Consider the following 18,382-nt stretch of genomic DNA (forward strand, 5'->3'; position numbering starts at 1 on the left):
ACCTTTTCTATATCTAATTTTTAAAAAGCAATTAATTTAAATTATATTATGTTCTAATTTCTAACTAAATCCTTTTGCTTAAATTTAAGAAAGATTTTTAATATGTAATTCACATAATTTTCACAGTTTGCAATTGAATCAAAAATTTTATATAGTAATTTTCATGATAATAACCAAATTGGGAGTGAACTAAATTGACGGAATTAGTTATTTATACTCAAAATGATTGCCCGCCTTGTACATTTGTAAAAAATTATCTTACAGAACACAAGGTGGATTACATTGAAAAAAATATCTCGAATAATGAGTATCGTTCAGAGATGATTGATTACGATGCATTTGCCACACCTTTTATACTCTTAGATGGTGAACCAATGTATCAAGTTGACTTGGATAAAATCAACACTAAGTGTCACATTAAATCATAAAGTCATCACACTAATAACCTAACACTAAAAAGGAACTATTTAGTTGTTAGGTTTTTTATTTTGTAATACAAAAACACCTCAACTAAAGTTAAGGTGTTTCGAATACATCATTATTTAGAAATGTTATTAACTAAATCTTTTACTTCTTCTTGAGTAGCACAATTAATTGCACGATTAGCTAATTCAGACATTTCATTTTTACTTAAACCATTAATTTGTCTTCTAGCTTTTAAGATAGATGTCGCACTCATTGAGAATTCATCTAATCCTAAACCTAATAGTAATGGAATAGCTGTTTCATCTCCAGCCATTTCACCACACATACCAGTCCATTTACCTTCTTTATGAGAAGCTTCAATGACTTGTTTAACCAAGCGTAAAATTGCTGGGTTATAAGGTTGGTATAAGTATGAAACGCGTTCTGACATACGGTCAGCTGCCATAGTATATTGAATTAAATCATTAGTACCAATACTGAAGAAATCCACTTCTTTAGCAAAGATATCAGCTAAAGCAGCTGTAGATGGAATCTCAACCATGATACCTAACTCAATTTCATCAGAAACGTCATGACCATCATTTTTAAGGTTTTCTTTTTCTTCTAAAAGAATGGCTTTAGCATCACGGAATTCATTGATTGTAGCTACCATTGGGAACATAATGTTTAATTTACCGTATGCTGACGCGCGTAATAATGCACGTAATTGTGTTCTAAAAATATCTTGTTGATCTAAGCATAGACGAATTGCTCTGTAACCTAAGAATGGGTTCATCTCTTTAGGTAGATTTAAATAAGGTAACTCTTTATCGCCACCAATATCTAATGTACGAACTACAACTCGTTTGTCTTTCATTGTTTCTAGCACTTTTTTATAGGCTTCAAATTGCTCATCTTCAGTTGGCATTTGATCTCTACCCATATATAAGAATTCAGTTCTATATAAACCGATTCCTTCAGCACCATTTTCCATTACACCGTATAAATCATCAGGTGTACCGATATTAGCAGCTAATTCAGCATATTCACCGTCGATTGTTACCGTTTCAGCATCACGTAATTTTTGTAATTCTTTTTTATCTTCAAAGAAACGTTCACGTTTGTTTTGATAAGCAATTAACTCATCTTCTGTAGGGTCAACAATAACGTCACCTGTGATTCCGTCAACGATAACCATATCGCCTTGTTTAACTTCTTTAGTAACTGATTTTGTACCAACAACTGCAGCAATTTCTAATGATCGACTCATAATTGCTGAATGGCTCGTACGACCACCAATATTTGTTACGAAACCTTGAACAAATTCTTTATTTAATTGTGCAGTATCTGAAGGCGTTAAGTCGTTACCAACGATAACAACACTTTCATCAATCATACTTGGGTTTGGTAATTCAACACCTAAAAGATGTGCTAGCACACGTTTAGATACGTCTCTAATATCTGCTGCACGCTCTCTCATGTATTCATTATCCATAGATTCGAAGATTGTAATAAATTGTGAAGTTACTTCATCAAGCGCTTCTGGGGCACTCACTTTTTCGTTCGCAATTTTGTCTTCGATTGGTTGAATCAACTCTGGATCATCAAGTACTAATAAATGCGCATCAAAGATTGCGGCTTTATCAGGACCTAATTGTTTTTCAGCATTATTTCTGATTTTAGTTAATTCAATTTTAGAAGCTTCTAACGCATTTCTGAATTTTTGGATTTCAGCATCAGTATCAGTGACTTTTTCATTAGTGAATGATAAATCAGGTTCTACTAATAAATAAGCTTTAGCAATTGCGACACCGTCTGATGCCGCAATACCATTAATTAATTTTGACATAATTATTCAGTTAAACCTTCTTTAGATAAGACATCACTGATAGCTTGAATTGCGTCTGCTTCATCGCTTCCATCAGCATAGATAGTGATTTCAGCATCTTTACCTACACCTAAACTCATTACACCCATGATTGATTTTAAGTTAACTTTCTTACCGTTATATTCTAATTGAATATCTGAATCAAATTTTGATGCAGTTTGAACTAACATAGTTGCAGGACGTGCATGAATACCAGTTTCATCGATAATTACATAAGATTTTTGTTCCATAATCTATTTCTCCTTCGCAAAGTTAGAATATTCAAATTTGTCATAATCTAACATAATTTTATACCATAACACTACCAAAATATAATACTAAATTCAATTCTAATAGGATTGAAAAACTATTATAATCGGTTTTTATAGAAATAAACAAGTGTTTCAAATTGTATAAATTAGATTCTAATCTTCAATATTTTTTACTTACTTACAATATGCACAAAACACTAATTAAAATCCCTATAACAACTTCGGTTTAAATGATATTTTAAGACAAATTTGTATGATAATTATTTTAGCTTTATCACTAAGCTCACTTCAATTATACTACAACATTTTCAATTTAAATAATATCATGAAGCACTTTTTCACATTTTTCGATATGTTCACGTCCAAGTTTATTCATGAAATAATAGCTTATTGATGCTGAGACAGCTTGTCCCACAACTGGGAACCATTTAGTTTGTTTTGCTGCAGCACGTTTTGCCATATCTCTAATAATCACTTTAAGTACTGCACTAGACACTTTTCTACCAATAAATGAACTACCTTGTATAGCAGCTGCTGCAAGAATTCGTTCTTTCACATCATCGCCAAGTGTATTAACTTGTTTGTGATCTAAACCATAAATTTTATTAATATCTTCAATAATATCTCTCATTAATTTAATATCTACACCGAAATCTAATCCTGGAATTGGTACTACACTCATACCTGAAGATAAAAGTGACTTCTTCTTCACAATTGTTTCTGCTTTAGCTCTGCGCTCAGCTATTTCTTCTTTCGTTGTTGGTAAAATACTTTTTTCTTTAATTTCTTCAATGTTTAAAACTTTATTGCCAACTTTATTTGTAACTCCACTTGAAAATCTATTCATAATGCCCATTAATAGACACACCTTTCATAATTCATTCATTAAACATTTATACCCACTTTTTATTATTTAATGCTTGATATTAATGAATACAGCTTTTAAATATTTTGAGGGTTTATAGTGCGGATGTGTTTTAAAGTCCTTAGGTAAGCCCATTACTTCCTCAATATCGTAAGTTACACCCGCTTCGTTAAGTGTTGTTTTAATAACATTCTTAAATGCTTTTAATGAGAAAGCACTTGAATTTGTACATAATAATAACGAGCCATTTGGAGCAAGTATATTTAATGCACCATTAATTAAATCATCATAATTCTTTTGTACTGAGAATGTTTTCTTCTTATTTCTTGCAAAACTTGGTGGGTCAATAACTATTGTGTCGTATACTTTGCCATGTCGTGCAGCATAATTGTAAAAATCAAATGTATCCATGACATATATATATTGACTTTTAGGGTCAATACCATTTAAACCAAAGTTTTCTTCAGTTAAACTACGTGAACGGTTGGCTAAATCCACACTTGTCGTTGATTTAGCATTTTGAGCAGCTACTACTGAAAATGCACCTGTATAACTAAATAAATTTAGTATATCTTTCTCTTTTGCAAAATGATCACGTAATTTCTTGTGTACTTCTTTTTGATCTAAGAATATACCTGTCATCAAACCATCATTTAAGTCTATATTGTAAAATGTAAAATTCTCCTCAATAACTATTGGAAAATCAGGTGTTTCACCGAGTACATGTCCACCGGTGTATTCAGAGTCTTTAAAACGCATTTTTTCATAAATTGACTTAAATGGAAATACTTGTTGAATGGCTTCAATGACATTATAGCGAAACTTATAAATCCCCTTTGAATACCATTGAATCAATAAGTGACCATCGTAATTATCGATTGTTAAACCTCCAACACCATCGCCTTCAGCGTTAAATAGTCTAAACGCATTAGTACCTTCAATGTGATAGTAATAATCACGCTCTTGTAATGCAATTTGAAATTGTTTCTCGAAAAAAGAAGTATTAATGACTTCGTTTTGATCATAACTCAATACCCAGCCTAAACCTTTATGTTGACGTCCTACATATGCAGTCGCAATGTACTGTTCTTGACCGTTCATAAGATAAAATAAATCGCCTTCTTTTAAATGATCATTCTTATAAATATCATCTTCATCCACAAGTGGATATTGATTTAAATACTTTGATTCCTTACCTCTATTTAAAGTTGCTATTTTCATTTGTAAACGCTCCTAATTTGAATGCTTTTGTAGTTTTAAGTTTATAAAAATTTCTAAATATTATTCGTTATCATTTTAACAAATATGAATTTGTCATTACACAAAATAACATAAACAAAAAAGGTGGATCGCGAAGTCTATTTTGTCACCATAGATTTCACGCTTCCACCTAAGTAAAATTTGAAATAATTAAGGTCTTTCTCTCAATTGTAACGTAAATGCGATAATAACCGCCATCAACATTAAGATTAGTGTTGGAGTAATAAAAATTGATAATAATAATCCATGAATCATAATGTTTACGAATTCAGTTAACAATTTAAAGAATAGAATACTAATCATAAATAATTGTAAATAATAATATTTACCTCTTAAGAAATGTGTAAATGTAGTTGCAATGTATGTAATGATTACAAACATTAACAATAACAATGTTACCCATTCAACAACATATTGCGTTTGAGATAGTTCCCATTCACCGGAAACAAACAATGCGTTTCTGTTATTAAATTCGATAAATGTAAATAAGAATAGAATGAAGCCACAGAATATTTCTACATATGCTGGTTTAATCCACTTAGGACGTCTCATCCAATTTGGTATATCATCTTCTTCAATGTTAAATACATTTTTGAATTTATTTTTAAATTTATCACGTTTTGATCTGATTTTTTCTAAATCGACACTTCTTCTCGTCTTACGTGCATATTCTGATGTTTTATCTTGAAGTTGTTTAAAATGAACTTTAGACTGATTCGAAACATTTCCCTTACTTGTTCTTGATAATTCTGGTTCTTCTTCACCCAATTCTTCTTTAGTTAGTGGTAAAGCTCTTCTTAAGAATAGGAAATTCCAAATTGAAGCTTGCGCTAATAACCACATAACTAAGAAAAATGTATTTACACTTAAGATATCTATTGGTGCAATTTCATTGGCATCAATTTTACCGTACAGAGAAATTTGAGTAATTAAATAACTTATTCCGTATGAAAAGATAATCCATAGATAATGGCTTTTTCTATTAGCAACATTAAGTTCATCTTTATATACAATGTAGCCTGTGTGAATTATAAAAGGAATAATAAAGATAATTGCCCAAAAACCGTACACCTGAGTCATTAAAGTAATTGAAATGAGGAAGTATAAAATCCCAATAATTAAAAAGAAAATTGAGATGTCGTAATCATATTTCGTAGTTCTAAATAATGCGTATCCAATAAGCATTACAAGAATACCAAACAGAATAATTATGACTGCACTAATAATAGGAAAGTTGCCTATGAACCTACTCATCACTCTAATTATTTCACTGAAGAATGCATTAAGAAAATCCCATAAATTATGAATTTTCAATTCAACTTTTTCTTTATCTTTTAATTGATTGATTAAAGGTAAGTTTATTAATATTATGAGACCCGTGAAGAGTGAAACGATACCGATAATATAACTAAAAATTATCTCGGTGTGTTTCTTAAGAAAAGACATACTGTTCACCTCAAAATTCATTATATAGTAAGATGTTCATCTTGTCTTTATTAAACAATAAAATACATCTCGAGACCTATATAAGTTTATCCTACTTTTATATGGGTAAACTTAAAATGTAATTATTAATCTATCAAGGAGTGTTAATTATGACAAACGAAGATGCTAAAAAAGCAAAAGAAGTTGAAGAAAAATTAAAAGAACAAAACGAAGAAAAATCAGATGATATTGAGCAAACTAAAAAAGATGTTCAAGACACTTTAGATTAATTATTAAGAAATCTCAATTCACTGAAGTTGAGAACAATATAATATTTAACCGCTACACTGCTAAAAAGTAGTTGTTAACTAAAACTGAGAGAACGCTCTTTTCGAGCTTTTCTCAGTTTTTTGTTTTTAATACAAGGTTTAAATATTTTAGAGATTTCAACAGTTAAGTGTATTAGGGAATAGCGGATTCAGAGTAAAACCAAATCTACTCCCCCTTTTTATTTGTAACTTAGCAAAATCATCTTGACATTAAATCTTAAAAGTCATACATTTAAAATAAATTAAATATAAAACGCACTAGGGGTGTGTATACTGAGATGAGGTTTACCCTCGAACCCTTTGAACCTGAACTAGTTAAAACTAGCGTAGGAAAGTGTTGCTAATATAAATAATTGTGGTAAATACATATAGCATTTTATTTAAATTCACGCACAACTTTCTACGGATGGTTGTGCGTTTTTTTAGGAGGAAATAACATGTCAAAAGGTTTAAAGCTTTCAGAAATATTAGTAACTGTTCTGATAGCAGTAGTATTTGCTATTATTTATAACTTATGGTGGTTTGCATATAATGTGGCCCAAGTTGCCGGTGTTCACATTGAGCAATTAACTTATGGCGTTTGGTTTATGGCAGCTATCGTTGCGTATTTAATAATTCCTAAGCCTGGTATTGCACTAATTGCAGAATTTGCTGCAGGCGCTGGTGAAACAATCGTTATGGGTAAATTTGATATTCCTACAATTGTATATGCTATTCTTCAAGGTTTAGCTTGTGAAATTATTTTTGCTATTTTCAAATATAAATCTAGATCATTAATGGTTGCTGTATTAGCAGGATTAGCAACTGTTTTAATATCATTCCCAGTTGATTATTATTATGGCTATTTAGCTGAAGTAGCAGGATGGAACCTTCTTTTATTCATTATCTTCCGTTCTATTAGTGGTATTGTAATCGCAGGTTTATTATCTTATCTGATTGTTAAAGCATTAGATCAAACAGGTGTAACGAAATTATTCCGCCCTGCATCTCAAAAAGACTACGACAACCTATAAGGGGAAATTAAAGTGTTAAAAGCGAAAAATTTACGTCTAAAATATCCTAACGGCGAACGTAAAATCTTCGATAATTTAAATATTGAAATTAAAGATAAAGAAAAAGTGCTTTTACTAGGTCCTTCTGGATCTGGTAAGAGCACATTGCTTAATGTATTAAGTGGTATCGTTCCAAATCTAATTGAATTACCGATGAAGTATGATGAACTTGAAATTGACTCACACTCGGGCGTCATTTTTCAAGATCCAGATACTCAATTTTGTATGCCTAAAGTGTATGAGGAACTTGCATTCGTTCTTGAAAACAAACAAGTACCACGTAGTCAAATGGATCCACTCATTGAAGAAGCTCTTGCTTCTGTTGATTTAAATGTTACTGATAATACTTTTGTCAATCATTTAAGTGGTGGCATGAAACAAAAACTCGCTATTGTAGAAACTATTTTACAAGAAGCTAATACATTATTCTTAGATGAACCAACTGCCATGTTAGATGTAGATGCTACAGCTGATTTATGGCAAAGACTTATTCAACTATGGTCTGATCAAACTGTACTTATAGTAGAACATAAAGTTGAACACATCTGGGAACACGTGGATAGAGTTATTTTAATGAATTATGAAGGACAAATCATAGCAGATGGAACACCAGATTATGTGTTGAAAAATTGCGAAAGTTTACTCACAGAATTTGGTGTATGGCACCCACAAGCTTGGGACCATGCCCCAAAATCAACTGAATTTTCACCTAGTACAGATGAAACGCTATTTGCCTACAAAAATGGTAATATTATTCGAGGAAAAAAACATTTATTCCAAGTACCCGAATTAACTGTTCGTTCAGGAGAATGGATTACTATTACAGGAAAAAATGGTACAGGTAAAACAACATTATTAGAATCCATGATGCAACTAATAAAGTATGAAGGCGTTATGTCATATAAAAATACTACGTTAAAGAAAATTAAAGACGCAGCTCAACATATGTATTTAGTTTATCAAAACCCAGAATTACAATTTATAACAAATTCAGTTTATGAAGAAATATATATTCATTATAATCATCAAGAACCATCAATCGCTGAAAAAGAAACGATGAAACTATTAAAGTTATTACATTTAGAAGCTGTTAAAAATCAACATCCTTTTGAATTATCTATGGGACAAAAACGACGACTTAGTGTGGCAACTGCACTTAGTTCACGAGCAGAAATCATTTTACTTGATGAACCTACATTTGGACTTGATAGCCATAATACATTTCAATTAATTGAACTATTCCAAGAGAGAGTTTCTAATGGACAAACCATTATTATGGTTACTCACGATCCTGAAATCATACATCGTTATCCAACACGTCGTTTAATAGTTGAAGACAACCAACTCATCGAGAAGGAAGGTGAATCAAATGTTTGAACGTTGGAAGAAACATTATTCCTTTGTAGATGACGTTAATATCATTACAAAACTTTTACTTGGTGTATCATTATTTATTTTCATTATTTTCGTTCACAATTTTGATTATATGATTTATATAACAATAATTATGTTTATTTTTTTAATGGCATTTAATGGGACTCAATTTAAAATCACCGGTGCATTTATTTTAGCCTCTGTCTTATTTGCCTTATTATCATCATTATTTATGATTCTTTATGGTGATGGTACGCATATGTTATTTAAATGGGGGATCATTCAAATTAGTACTGAAAGCATCGTACGTGGTTTACATTTATCACTAAGAACTATAACAGTCTCTATGTTTGGTATTTTATTAGCATTGACATCCGAAATTGTAATGATTTTTTACAGTTTGATGCAACATTTAAAAGTAAAACCAAAAATTGCATATGCATTTATGGCTGCAATTAGAATGGTGCCTCTCATTTTCACTTCATTAATTCAATTAAGACGGTCATTGAAAATGCGTTATCAAATAATTGATGCTTCAAATTATAGAGGCCTAAAACGATTAAAACATTTATTGATACCAATATTAAGTCAAAATATCCGTCGTGCGCATCAACTGTCTGTTGCTATGGAATCTAAAGGCTTCAAAGATGGCCCAAGAACATATTATTATAAAGCACCGTTTTCTTATAAAGATATTTTATTTGTAATTTGTGTTGTGGCCATATTAATCATCGCATTTTATCTTTCACAATACTTCCCTATCACTGGGATTACTGATGCTCGTGTATCAGGTTATACCTCATAAAAAAATAGGGTGTATCACTGTTCATCAGGATACGCCCTATTTTTTTACTTTTATTTATTCAATGCTTTATTCCCAATATCATTACGATAAAATAGATTATCATTCTTAATTTTTTCTACATTATTATAGGCTGCTTTTTGCGCTTCTTCAATTGTTTCTCCTTTTCCAACAGCTAATATAACTCTGCCTCCTGAAGTAACAAATGCATCATCTTCTTTACGCAATCCACTCACAAAATAAGTATCATTTAATTCAAAGCCTGTTACTTTAGCTCCTTTTTCATAAGCGCCTGGATATCCTTTAGAAGCTAACATAACTCCTACAACAAAATCTTCTTGCCATTGAAATAGAATAGGTTCTTTACGATCTAAAGCAACAATTTGAGCCATTAAATCACTTTCCAAACGACTTAATAAAACTTGAGCTTCAGGATCACCAAAGCGCGCATTAAATTCAATTACTTTCGGGCCTTCTGACGTTAAAATAGCACCAATATAAAGTAATCCAAAGTAATCATAACCTTCAGCTTTCATCGCTTTTGCAATAGGCTGTGCAATATCTTTATTCGTGCGTTCTAAGACATCTTCAGTAATATGTGGCACCGGGCAATATGCACCCATTCCTCCAGTGTTTGGTCCTTCATCATTATCAAAAGCACGTTTATGGTCTTGCGCAATACAATCAAATGGAACTGCATAATCCCCGTTAATAAAAGTCATTAATGAAAATTCTTCACCCTCTAAAAATTGCTCAAAGACCACTTCACCATGTTCTTCAGGATAAAGTGTTTCAACTGCATTAATTGCGTCTTCACGTGTTTCAGCAATGATTACACCTTTACCAGCAGCTAAACCATCTTTTTTAACTACAATTGGTAAATCACAATGATTTACATACGCCAGCGCATCTGTTTTGTTATTAGTTTCTTTATATTTTGCTGTTGGAATATTATATTTTTGCATAATTTTTTTAGCGAACAGCTTAGATCCTTCAATTTGAGCTGCATCCTTATTAGGACCAAACACTTTAACTCCTGATTGACGTAATTTATCAGATAAACCATCAATTAATGGTTGTTCAGGACCAACAACCACCCATTCAACCTTATTTTCTTTAACAAAGTTTAAGATTGACTCATGATCAGACTCTGCAATCTCAGTATGCACACTTGCAACATTACCCATAGCATCATTACCTGGAATTACGTGTAATTGATCAATTAACGGTGATTGATGCAATTTATTTGCTAAAGCATGCTCTCGACCACCTGCTCCGATAACTAAAACATTCATTAATATTACCCCTTCCGTTATTTTGAATGATTAATTAATGCTTAAAGTGACGCATGCCTGTAGTCACCATGGCAATACCATATTTATTCGCCATATCTATTGAGTCTTGATCTTTAATTGATCCACCCGGTTGTATGATGGCTTTGACACCATGTTTTGCAGCTAATTCAACCGTATCATCCATTGGGAAAAAGCCGTCTGATACTAAAGCAACATTGTCATTCATTTCTATAGCACGCTCTAAAGCAATTTTGGCTGAACCAACACGATTCATTTGACCTGCACCAATGCCTACAGTTTGTTTGGTATTACTCAATATAACAGCATTACTTTTAACAGATGGAATCACTTTCCAACCTAGTAGCATTGCATCCCATTGATCATCAGTTGGCACTTTTTCAGTTACTACTTTCATATCTTCTTTAGCTACCTCAAAATTATCTTTATCTTGAACTAAGTAACCACCTGAAACTGAAACAAATTCTTCTTCACGATTATCAATAGTCATATCTATTTCTAATAGACGTATGTTTTTCTTTTTAGTTAAAATGTCTAAAGCTTCATCAGTAAATCTTGGAGCAATCACTACTTCTAAAAATATAGCATGTAATGTTTCGGCTAAATCAGCAGTTACTGTTCTATTTAATGCGATAATGCCACCAAAGATAGATTGGTTATCTGCTTCATAAGCATGTTTAAATGCAGTTTCAATATTGTCGCCAATACCAACACCACAAGGGTTCATATGTTTAATTGCAACGGCAGCAGGCTCTTTAAATTTCTTAACAAGTGAAAGTGCAGAATCAGCATCTTTAATATTGTTAAAACTTAAAGCTTTACCATGTAATTGTTTAGCACCTGCAATTGTGTGTTTGCTATTTGAAGTACGTACAAAACGCGCTGATTGTTGTGGATTCTCACCATATCTTAATTGTTCACTATCACCTTTGAAGAAACTTACAATGGCATGATCATATTCGTTCGTATGTGCAAAAACTTTAATCATTAATTCTTTACGGAAATCCTCATCGAGTCGGTCTTCCTTTATGCGCTCAATGACTTCATTATAATCAGCTGGATGTACAATTGTAGTCACATGTTTAAAGTTTTTAGCTGCAGCACGTAACATTGTAGGTCCGCCAATATCGATGTTTTCAATTGCTTCTGCTTCTGTTACACCCGGTTTTGCGACTGTTTTTTGGAATGGATATAAGTTAACTACTACCATATCGATTAAATCAATATGTTGTTCTGATAACTGTTCTAAATGTTCAGGTTTATCACGATCTGCTAAAATGCCACCATGTACTGCCGGGTGTAATGTTTTAACACGTCCGTCCATAATTTCAGGAAATTGTGTTAATTCTGAAACAGATTTCACCGGTACAGAAGCATCTTCTAAAGCACCTTTAGTTCCTCCAGTTGAATATAATTCATAATCTAATTTGATTAAAGATTTAGCAAACTCCACTATTCCACTTTTGTTTGAGACACTTAAAATTGCTTTTTTCATGATTAGATTAACTCCTTATTTAATAACTTTAGCTATAACACTTGGATAAAGTTCATACTCCAAACGCTTTACACGTTCTTCCAAATTCTCTTTAGTATCGTCCTGTTTTATATCACATTGTCGTTGTTCAATAATTTCTCCCGTATCCATACCACTATCAACATAATGTACAGTTGAACCAGTTATCTTATCGCCACTATTAAACGCTTGTCCAATAGCATCTTTCCCCTTATATTTCGGTAATAGTGATGGATGTATGTTTAAAATTTTACCTTCGTAAGCGTCTAATAAATCAGGTCCAATTAATCTCATATAGCCAGCAAGTATTATCCACTCAACTTCTTCACGCTTTAATAGTTCTATTAAATGTTGTTCGTAATCTGCTTTAGTAGTGAAATTCTTAGGCTCATTTATATTAACTGCTACTTTTAATTGTTTGGCTCGTTCAACACAATATGCATCGTGATGATCAGTATATAAAGAAGTAATTTCTATATTGTTAAGCTCCCCTTTATCTGCTTTTAGCACAATATTCTCAAAATTACTACCTGATCCAGATGCAAATATAGCTACTTTAGTCACTATTCTACCCCCTCAAGTAAAATGGGTGACTCTGCATTGGCAATAATTTCACCTATTTCGTAAGAAGAAATACCTTGTTGTTTTAAGATATCAAGTGTTTGTGCAACGTCTTTTTTATCTACTATGGCTGTGAAACCAATACCCATATTAAAGACATTGTACATTTCATTCGTTCCAATATTAGCTTGTTGTTGTAACCAATCAAATACTTTTGGTGTAGGAAAAGCTTTTGTATCAATTTTTGCTGCTAATCCATCAGGTAATCCACGTGGAATGTTTTCATAGAAACCACCACCAGTGATATGATTCATTCCTTTAATTTGAATAGCTTTTTTCAAAGCAAGAATTGGTTTAACATATAATTGCGTTGAGGCTAAAAATGTTTCTAAGTACGTACGACCATCAAAATCGTCATTTAAATCTATACCAGATTCTCTAATTAATTTACGTACTAAGCTATAACCATTTGAATGTATTCCGTTAGAGGCTAAACCAATGATGGCTTGACCTTCTTTTATTGCTGATCCATCAATATAGTCGTCTTTCTCGACTGCTCCAACAGCAAATCCGGCAAGGTCATATTCTCCTTCATGATACATTTCACCCATTTCAGCTGTTTCTCCACCAATAAGTGCAGTGTTAGTCTCTTCGCATCCATCACTTACACCTTTAACAATCTGTTCGATTACTTCCGGAACAACTTTATTCGTTGCAATATAATCTAAGAAATATAATGGCTCAGCACCAGTAGTCAAAATGTCATTTACACACATCGCTACTGCATCAATTCCGATTGTGTCGTGTTTATCATTATCAATTGCCAATTTCAATTTAGTACCAACACCATCTGTACCAGAAACTAGTACAGGCGCCTTCATATTTAATTGAGATAAATCAAAGGTAGCACCAAATCCACCTAAACCACCTAGTACCTCTTTACGCATTGTTCGTTTAACATGACTAGACATTCTCTCAACCGCTTCATAACCTGCATGAATATCAACACCTGATTGTTCATAAGCTTTAGACATGAATATTACCCTCTCTATCAAAGTAGTGTTTATGATTATTAATATAATCCTGTTGACGTTGACTTAAGTTCTTATAATATTTATCTTCGTAATCAAATAGTCCTGCTGGATAATCACCTGTAAAGCTCTCTACACATAAACCACTATAAGGTGCGTCATAATCTAATCCAATCGATTCAATTAGACCGTCTACGCTTAAATAAGATAATGAGTCTGCACCAATATAATCACAAATTTCTTTAGGTGACTTACTTGCTGAAATGAGTTCAGCAGTCGTTGAAACATCTATTCCGTAAAAGCTTGGGAACATAAATTCTGGAGAAGCGATTCTTACATGAACCTCTTTAGCTCCGGAGTCCTTTAACATTCTGACAATACGTTTACTCGTTGTTCCACGCACAATTGAATCATCAACTAAAACAATTCGTTTACCTTCTACGATATCCTTGACTGCCGACAATTTAACGCGGACACCTTGTTCTCTTAACTCTTGAGTCGGTTGGATAAATGTGCGAGCTACATATTGGTTCTTCACCAACCCCATTTCATAAGGTAGGTGGCTTTCTTCAGCATACCCACTTGCAGCTGATAATGATGAGTTGGGTACACCAATAACCATATCTGCATTTGCAGGGCTTTCTTGTGCTAATTTTTTTCCAGATGCTTTACGAACAGCATGAACATTTTTGCCAGCAATAGTAGAATCAGGACGAGCGAAATAAATATATTCCATAGCTGAAATTGCTGTATTTGTATGACTCGTATATGATTTCACTTCAATACCTTCATTATTAATAACAACATATTCTCCGGCATGGATAACTTGCACGTATTCAGCACCTAATACATCAATGGCACATGTTTCACTAGCTAAGATGTACGTGTCATCTTGCATTTTACCTACTACCAGTGGACGGATGGCATTAGGATCTACTGCTCCATATAATGCATCTTTAGTAAGTATTGCAAATGTGAATCCGCCTTTAATTTGTCGCAAGCTCTCTTTTAAAGCTTCTTCAAAAGTTGGTGCTTTACTTCTGCGTATTAAATGCATAATCACTTCAGTGTCAGATGAAGAATGGAAGATTGCACCATGTTTTTCCAAATATTGACGTAACGTCTGGGCATTAATTAAATTACCATTGTGGCAAATCGCAACGCTCATATCGTAAAAGTGATATAAAAATGGTTGTATATTTTCAATCCCTTTATTACCTGATGTGGCATAGCGAACATGGCCAATGGCGTTGTGTCCATCTTTGAGTTGATCCATTTGATCACCTTTAATTGCTTCTGTTAACAATCCAAGACCACGTTCACCTTTTAAAACTTCTCCATCTGATACAACAATACCTGCACCTTCTTGACCACGATGTTGTAAACTGTGAAGTCCCATATATGTTAATTGAACGGCTTCTGAATGATTCCAAATGCCGAACACACCACATTCTTCGTTTAATCCACTGTAGTTAAACATTGTGCAATTGCTCCTTCCCAACTTTCTTTAATCTCTGAGACTTTATCAACAATCGAACTTTGAGCATTAGAAACTTTAAATTCATCAACATCTGTTAATTGACCAATTTCTACTGCTCCCTCAATATTTAACGTCTGTCCTTCTTTAACCACAATAATATATCGACCTTGCGTTTCACTAAACAATTGTGCATCTGAAAGGTCAATTGAAGCTTCTAATCCTAAACCATAATGAGCACTGATACGCGCTAAAGTGATCAATAAACCGCCTTTACCAACTGTTTGTACGTGAGAAGCTACGCCACTTCTAATCGCATTCTTGACTGCTTCTCCTTTATTAACTTCATCGCTTAAATCAATCGCTTCAAATTCATGATTGACTTTACCATATAATAATTTTTCAACTTGACTACCACCAAAGTCATCTCTTGTTTCACCAACTAAATATAATTTATGACCAGCTTCAGGATGGAAATCTTTCAGATAATCAATATCCTCTATTAAACCTACCATTCCTACGACAGGCGTTGGGAAAATGGATGTGCCACGTGTTTCGTTATAGAGTGATACGTTACCTGAAACTACCGGTGTTTTTAATACTTCACACGCTTCTGACATACCTTTCGTAGAATCAATTAACTGCTGATAGATTTCTTTCTTTTCAGGAGAGCCATAATTTAAGCAATCCGTCATAGCAAGTGGTGTTGCACCTACTGCTATTAAATTGCGATAGGCTTCAGCTACGACCATTTTTCCACCTTCATAAGGCTGATTAAACACATAACGCGCTTCACCATCAATTGTAGAGGCTACAGCTTTATTCGTACCTTCAACACGAACAACTGAAGATTGTAAACCTGGTTTAATGATAGTATTGGCACCAACTTGTTGATCATATTGTTCATATAAATAATGTTTTGAGGCAATCGTTGGATGTATTAGAAGTTTCTTGAATGTTTCTTCGACATTTATAGAGCTATAGTCATTTTTAGATGTGTTATACTCTTTCTCTTCACCTTCTAAAACATAGACCGGCGCTTCATCTGCAAGTGATTGAACCGGTATATCCGCGAATACTTCATCTTCATATTTAAGTACGAAGCGGTCAGTATTTGTTACTTCACCAATTACTGCACTATCAAGTTCATGTTTTTCAAATAAATCTAAGAATTTTTGTTCAGTACCTTTTTCAACTACTAATAACATTCTTTCTTGTGTTTCGGAAAGCATCATTTCATAAGGTGAAATACCTGGTTCTCGTGTTGGCACTTGATCTAAATGTAATTCAAGACCACTGCCACCTTTAGCTGCCATTTCTGATGATGAAGATGTTAAACCAGCGGCACCCATATCTTGAATACCAACTAATTCGTCGAAAGTAATCGCTTCTAATGTGGCTTCCATTAATTTTTTACCTACAAAAGGGTCACCAATTTGAACAGATGGTCGTTTACTTTCACTTTCTTCAGTTAACTCTTCAGATGCAAAAGTTGCACCATGAATACCATCACGACCTGTTTTCAACCCTACATAAATGACTGAGTTACCTTCACCTTTAGCAGTCCCTTTTTGAATCATGTCATGATCAATAACACCTACACACATGGCATTAACCAATGGATTTCCATCGTAACGATCATCAAATTCAATTTCTCCAGCTGTTGTAGGTATACCGATACAATTTCCATAACCGCCAATACCACGTACTACACCTTTAAGTAAACGTTGGTTCTGTTTAACTGACAATTCACCGAAACGTAAACTGTTTAACAGATTGATTGGTCTAGCTCCAATTGATACGATATCTCTAATGATGCCACCTACACCAGTTGCAGCACCTTGATAAGGTTCGATAGCTGACGGATGGTTATGTGATTCAACTTTAAATACTACTGCTTGATTATCACCAATATCCACAACACCTGCGCCTTCACCTGGTCCCATTAAGACATGCTCACCAGTAGTTGGAAATTGTTTTAAGAATGGTTTAGAGTGCTTATAAGAACAGTGCTCACTCCACATAACCGAGAAGATGCCTACCTCTGTAAAATTAGGTTCTCTTCTTAATATTTCACAAACTTTGTTATATTCTGCGTCACTTAAGCCCATATCTTGATATAATTTTTCAAGCTTAATTTCTTCGATACTAGGTTCGATAAACTTAGACATTTTGTTCCCTCCAACTATTAACCATTGCTTCAAATAATTTCACGCCACTGTCAGTTCCAAGAATTTTTTCAAGCGCACGTTCAGGGTGTGGCATCATTCCGCAAACATTTCCTGCTTTATTTACAATACCTGCAATATTTTCATGAGAGCCGTTTGGATTATCTTCATATGTTAAGATAATTTGATTATTTTCAACTAATTCGTTATATATGTCATCTGTGCAATAATAATGACCTTCGCCATGCGCTACTGGATAAACTACAATTTCATTTTCACCATACAAATTTGTAAAAGGAGTTTGATTATTGGCAATTTTTAGATTTTCATTTCTGCTAATAAATAAATGAGAATCATTATGGAGTAATGCACCAGGTAATAAACCAATCTCAGTGAGAATTTGGAATCCGTTACATACACCTAGAACGGGTTTGCCATCATTAGCCAAGCGCTTTACTTCGTTAATTATTGGTGCTACACTCGCCATTGCACCTGAACGTAAATAGTCTCCAAATGAAAAACCACCAGGAATTAATACACCATCGTAACCTTCCAATGATGTCTCACGATAATCAACATAATCTGCTTGCGCACCTGACTTAATCGCTGCGTTATACATATCTCTATCACAATTAGATCCTGGGAATACGAGAACAGCAAATTTCATC

17 protein-coding genes and 1 riboswitch are annotated in these 18,382 nt (G+C 33.2%); of the genes, 5 read left to right on the plus strand and 12 right to left on the minus strand.

Going from position 1 to position 18,382, the window contains the following annotated elements; genetic code table 11:
- The first annotated feature begins 194 nt into the window (after nt 1–194).
- Nucleotides 195–428 carry a glutaredoxin family protein gene (locus SBL15_RS00715; RefSeq protein ID WP_011276145.1) on the plus strand — a complete coding sequence of 78 codons (234 nt, stop codon included), beginning with the start codon at nt 195–197 and terminating at the stop codon, nt 426–428.
- 110 nt (nt 429–538) lie between these two features.
- Here SBL15_RS00715 and ptsP read toward each other — a convergent pair whose 3' ends face one another.
- From ptsP to auxA, 5 genes are all read right to left on the minus strand, one after another.
- Entirely contained in the window at nt 539–2,254 is a 1,716-nt protein-coding gene (ptsP, locus tag SBL15_RS00720; protein ID WP_107612281.1) for a phosphoenolpyruvate--protein phosphotransferase, read from the minus strand.
- A 2-nt stretch (nt 2,255–2,256) separates the two neighbouring features.
- A complete protein-coding gene (locus SBL15_RS00725) occupies nt 2,257–2,523 on the minus strand; it encodes a phosphocarrier protein HPr (RefSeq protein WP_011276148.1) in 267 nt (88 codons plus the stop codon).
- A gap of 334 nt (nt 2,524–2,857) precedes the next feature.
- The gene (locus tag SBL15_RS00730; RefSeq protein ID WP_107611303.1) at nt 2,858–3,400 is read right to left on the minus strand and encodes a DUF697 domain-containing protein; all 543 of its coding nucleotides are present in this window, start codon (nt 3,398–3,400) and stop codon (nt 2,858–2,860) included.
- Nucleotides 3,401–3,457: 57 nt separating this feature from the next.
- On the minus strand, nt 3,458–4,630 hold the full coding sequence (locus SBL15_RS00735; RefSeq protein ID WP_317954873.1) for a class I SAM-dependent rRNA methyltransferase: 1,173 nt from the start codon (nt 4,628–4,630) through the stop codon (nt 3,458–3,460).
- A 189-nt stretch (nt 4,631–4,819) separates the two neighbouring features.
- Complete coding sequence (gene auxA / locus SBL15_RS00740; RefSeq protein ID WP_107611305.1) at nt 4,820–6,115, minus strand: lipoteichoic acid stability factor AuxA; 1,296 nt, start codon at nt 6,113–6,115, stop codon at nt 4,820–4,822.
- 149 nt (nt 6,116–6,264) lie between these two features.
- Between auxA and graF the strand changes: the two genes are divergently transcribed.
- The 4 genes from graF to SBL15_RS00760 all read left to right on the plus strand — a co-directional run bounded on the left by graF (nt 6,265) and on the right by SBL15_RS00760 (nt 9,654).
- On the plus strand, nt 6,265–6,384 hold the full coding sequence (gene graF, locus SBL15_RS00745; RefSeq protein WP_107609884.1) for a glycopeptide resistance-associated protein GraF: 120 nt from the start codon (nt 6,265–6,267) through the stop codon (nt 6,382–6,384).
- Between the two features lie 289 nt (nt 6,385–6,673).
- A riboswitch (TPP riboswitch) is annotated at nt 6,674–6,773 on the plus strand.
- An 87-nt stretch (nt 6,774–6,860) separates the two neighbouring features.
- The gene (locus SBL15_RS00750) at nt 6,861–7,436 is read left to right on the plus strand and encodes an ECF transporter S component (protein WP_317954874.1); all 576 of its coding nucleotides are present in this window, start codon (nt 6,861–6,863) and stop codon (nt 7,434–7,436) included.
- Nucleotides 7,437–7,448: 12 nt separating this feature from the next.
- Complete coding sequence (locus SBL15_RS00755; RefSeq protein ID WP_107611306.1) at nt 7,449–8,852, plus strand: ABC transporter ATP-binding protein; 1,404 nt, start codon at nt 7,449–7,451, stop codon at nt 8,850–8,852.
- Nucleotides 8,845–9,654, plus strand: coding sequence for an energy-coupling factor transporter transmembrane component T family protein (locus SBL15_RS00760; RefSeq protein ID WP_107611307.1), 810 nt, complete (start codon nt 8,845–8,847; stop codon nt 9,652–9,654). The genes SBL15_RS00755 and SBL15_RS00760 overlap by 8 nt, the downstream gene beginning before the upstream one ends.
- Before the next feature lie 50 nt (nt 9,655–9,704).
- Here SBL15_RS00760 and purD read toward each other — a convergent pair whose 3' ends face one another.
- The 7 genes from purD to purQ are packed head-to-tail and all read right to left on the minus strand — an operon-like array spanning nt 9,705 to nt 18,381.
- On the minus strand, nt 9,705–10,946 hold the full coding sequence (gene purD / locus SBL15_RS00765) for a phosphoribosylamine--glycine ligase (protein ID WP_107611308.1): 1,242 nt from the start codon (nt 10,944–10,946) through the stop codon (nt 9,705–9,707).
- A gap of 34 nt (nt 10,947–10,980) precedes the next feature.
- Nucleotides 10,981–12,459, minus strand: coding sequence for a bifunctional phosphoribosylaminoimidazolecarboxamide formyltransferase/IMP cyclohydrolase (gene purH, locus SBL15_RS00770; protein WP_107611309.1), 1,479 nt, complete (start codon nt 12,457–12,459; stop codon nt 10,981–10,983).
- Nucleotides 12,460–12,474: 15 nt separating this feature from the next.
- The gene (gene purN / locus SBL15_RS00775) at nt 12,475–13,041 is read right to left on the minus strand and encodes a phosphoribosylglycinamide formyltransferase (protein ID WP_037535564.1); all 567 of its coding nucleotides are present in this window, start codon (nt 13,039–13,041) and stop codon (nt 12,475–12,477) included.
- Nucleotides 13,041–14,072, minus strand: a complete 1,032-nt coding sequence (gene purM / locus SBL15_RS00780; protein WP_317954876.1) for a phosphoribosylformylglycinamidine cyclo-ligase — start codon at nt 14,070–14,072, stop codon at nt 13,041–13,043. Before purM ends, purN begins: the two co-directional genes overlap by 1 nt.
- Nucleotides 14,065–15,549: an amidophosphoribosyltransferase gene (gene purF, locus SBL15_RS00785; RefSeq protein WP_317954877.1), complete on the minus strand. Its 1,485-nt coding sequence runs from the start codon at nt 15,547–15,549 to the stop codon at nt 14,065–14,067. Before purF ends, purM begins: the two co-directional genes overlap by 8 nt.
- Nucleotides 15,528–17,717 carry a phosphoribosylformylglycinamidine synthase subunit PurL gene (gene purL / locus SBL15_RS00790; RefSeq protein WP_317954879.1) on the minus strand — a complete coding sequence of 730 codons (2,190 nt, stop codon included), beginning with the start codon at nt 17,715–17,717 and terminating at the stop codon, nt 15,528–15,530. The genes purF and purL overlap by 22 nt, the downstream gene beginning before the upstream one ends.
- Nucleotides 17,710–18,381, minus strand: coding sequence for a phosphoribosylformylglycinamidine synthase I (purQ, locus tag SBL15_RS00795; protein WP_033079948.1), 672 nt, complete (start codon nt 18,379–18,381; stop codon nt 17,710–17,712). Before purQ ends, purL begins: the two co-directional genes overlap by 8 nt.
- Between the last annotated feature and the right edge of the window lies 1 nt (nt 18,382).

It is taken from the genome of Staphylococcus sp. NWU MKU2 (assembly GCF_033283605.1).
In the GTDB taxonomy this organism is placed as follows: domain Bacteria; phylum Bacillota; class Bacilli; order Staphylococcales; family Staphylococcaceae; genus Staphylococcus; species Staphylococcus haemolyticus.

Coding starts and splice junctions, on each gene's coding strand:
- ptsP (WP_107612281.1), bottom strand. CDS start 2,254: ATGTCAAAATTAATTAATGGTATTGCGGCATCAGACGGTGTCGCAATT.
- SBL15_RS00725 (WP_011276148.1), bottom strand. CDS start 2,523: ATGGAACAAAAATCTTATGTAATTATCGATGAAACTGGTATTCATGCA.
- SBL15_RS00730 (WP_107611303.1), bottom strand. CDS start 3,400: ATGGGCATTATGAATAGATTTTCAAGTGGAGTTACAAATAAAGTTGGC.
- SBL15_RS00735 (WP_317954873.1), bottom strand. CDS start 4,630: ATGAAAATAGCAACTTTAAATAGAGGTAAGGAATCAAAGTATTTAAAT.
- auxA (WP_107611305.1), bottom strand. CDS start 6,115: ATGTCTTTTCTTAAGAAACACACCGAGATAATTTTTAGTTATATTATC.
- graF (WP_107609884.1), top strand. CDS start 6,265: ATGACAAACGAAGATGCTAAAAAAGCAAAAGAAGTTGAAGAAAAATTA.
- SBL15_RS00750 (WP_317954874.1), top strand. CDS start 6,861: ATGTCAAAAGGTTTAAAGCTTTCAGAAATATTAGTAACTGTTCTGATA.
- SBL15_RS00760 (WP_107611307.1), top strand. CDS start 8,845: ATGTTTGAACGTTGGAAGAAACATTATTCCTTTGTAGATGACGTTAAT.
- purD (WP_107611308.1), bottom strand. CDS start 10,946: ATGAATGTTTTAGTTATCGGAGCAGGTGGTCGAGAGCATGCTTTAGCA.
- purH (WP_107611309.1), bottom strand. CDS start 12,459: ATGAAAAAAGCAATTTTAAGTGTCTCAAACAAAAGTGGAATAGTGGAG.
- purM (WP_317954876.1), bottom strand. CDS start 14,072: ATGTCTAAAGCTTATGAACAATCAGGTGTTGATATTCATGCAGGTTAT.
- purF (WP_317954877.1), bottom strand. CDS start 15,549: ATGTTTAACTACAGTGGATTAAACGAAGAATGTGGTGTGTTCGGCATT.
- purL (WP_317954879.1), bottom strand. CDS start 17,717: ATGTCTAAGTTTATCGAACCTAGTATCGAAGAAATTAAGCTTGAAAAA.
- purQ (WP_033079948.1), bottom strand. CDS start 18,381: ATGAAATTTGCTGTTCTCGTATTCCCAGGATCTAATTGTGATAGAGAT.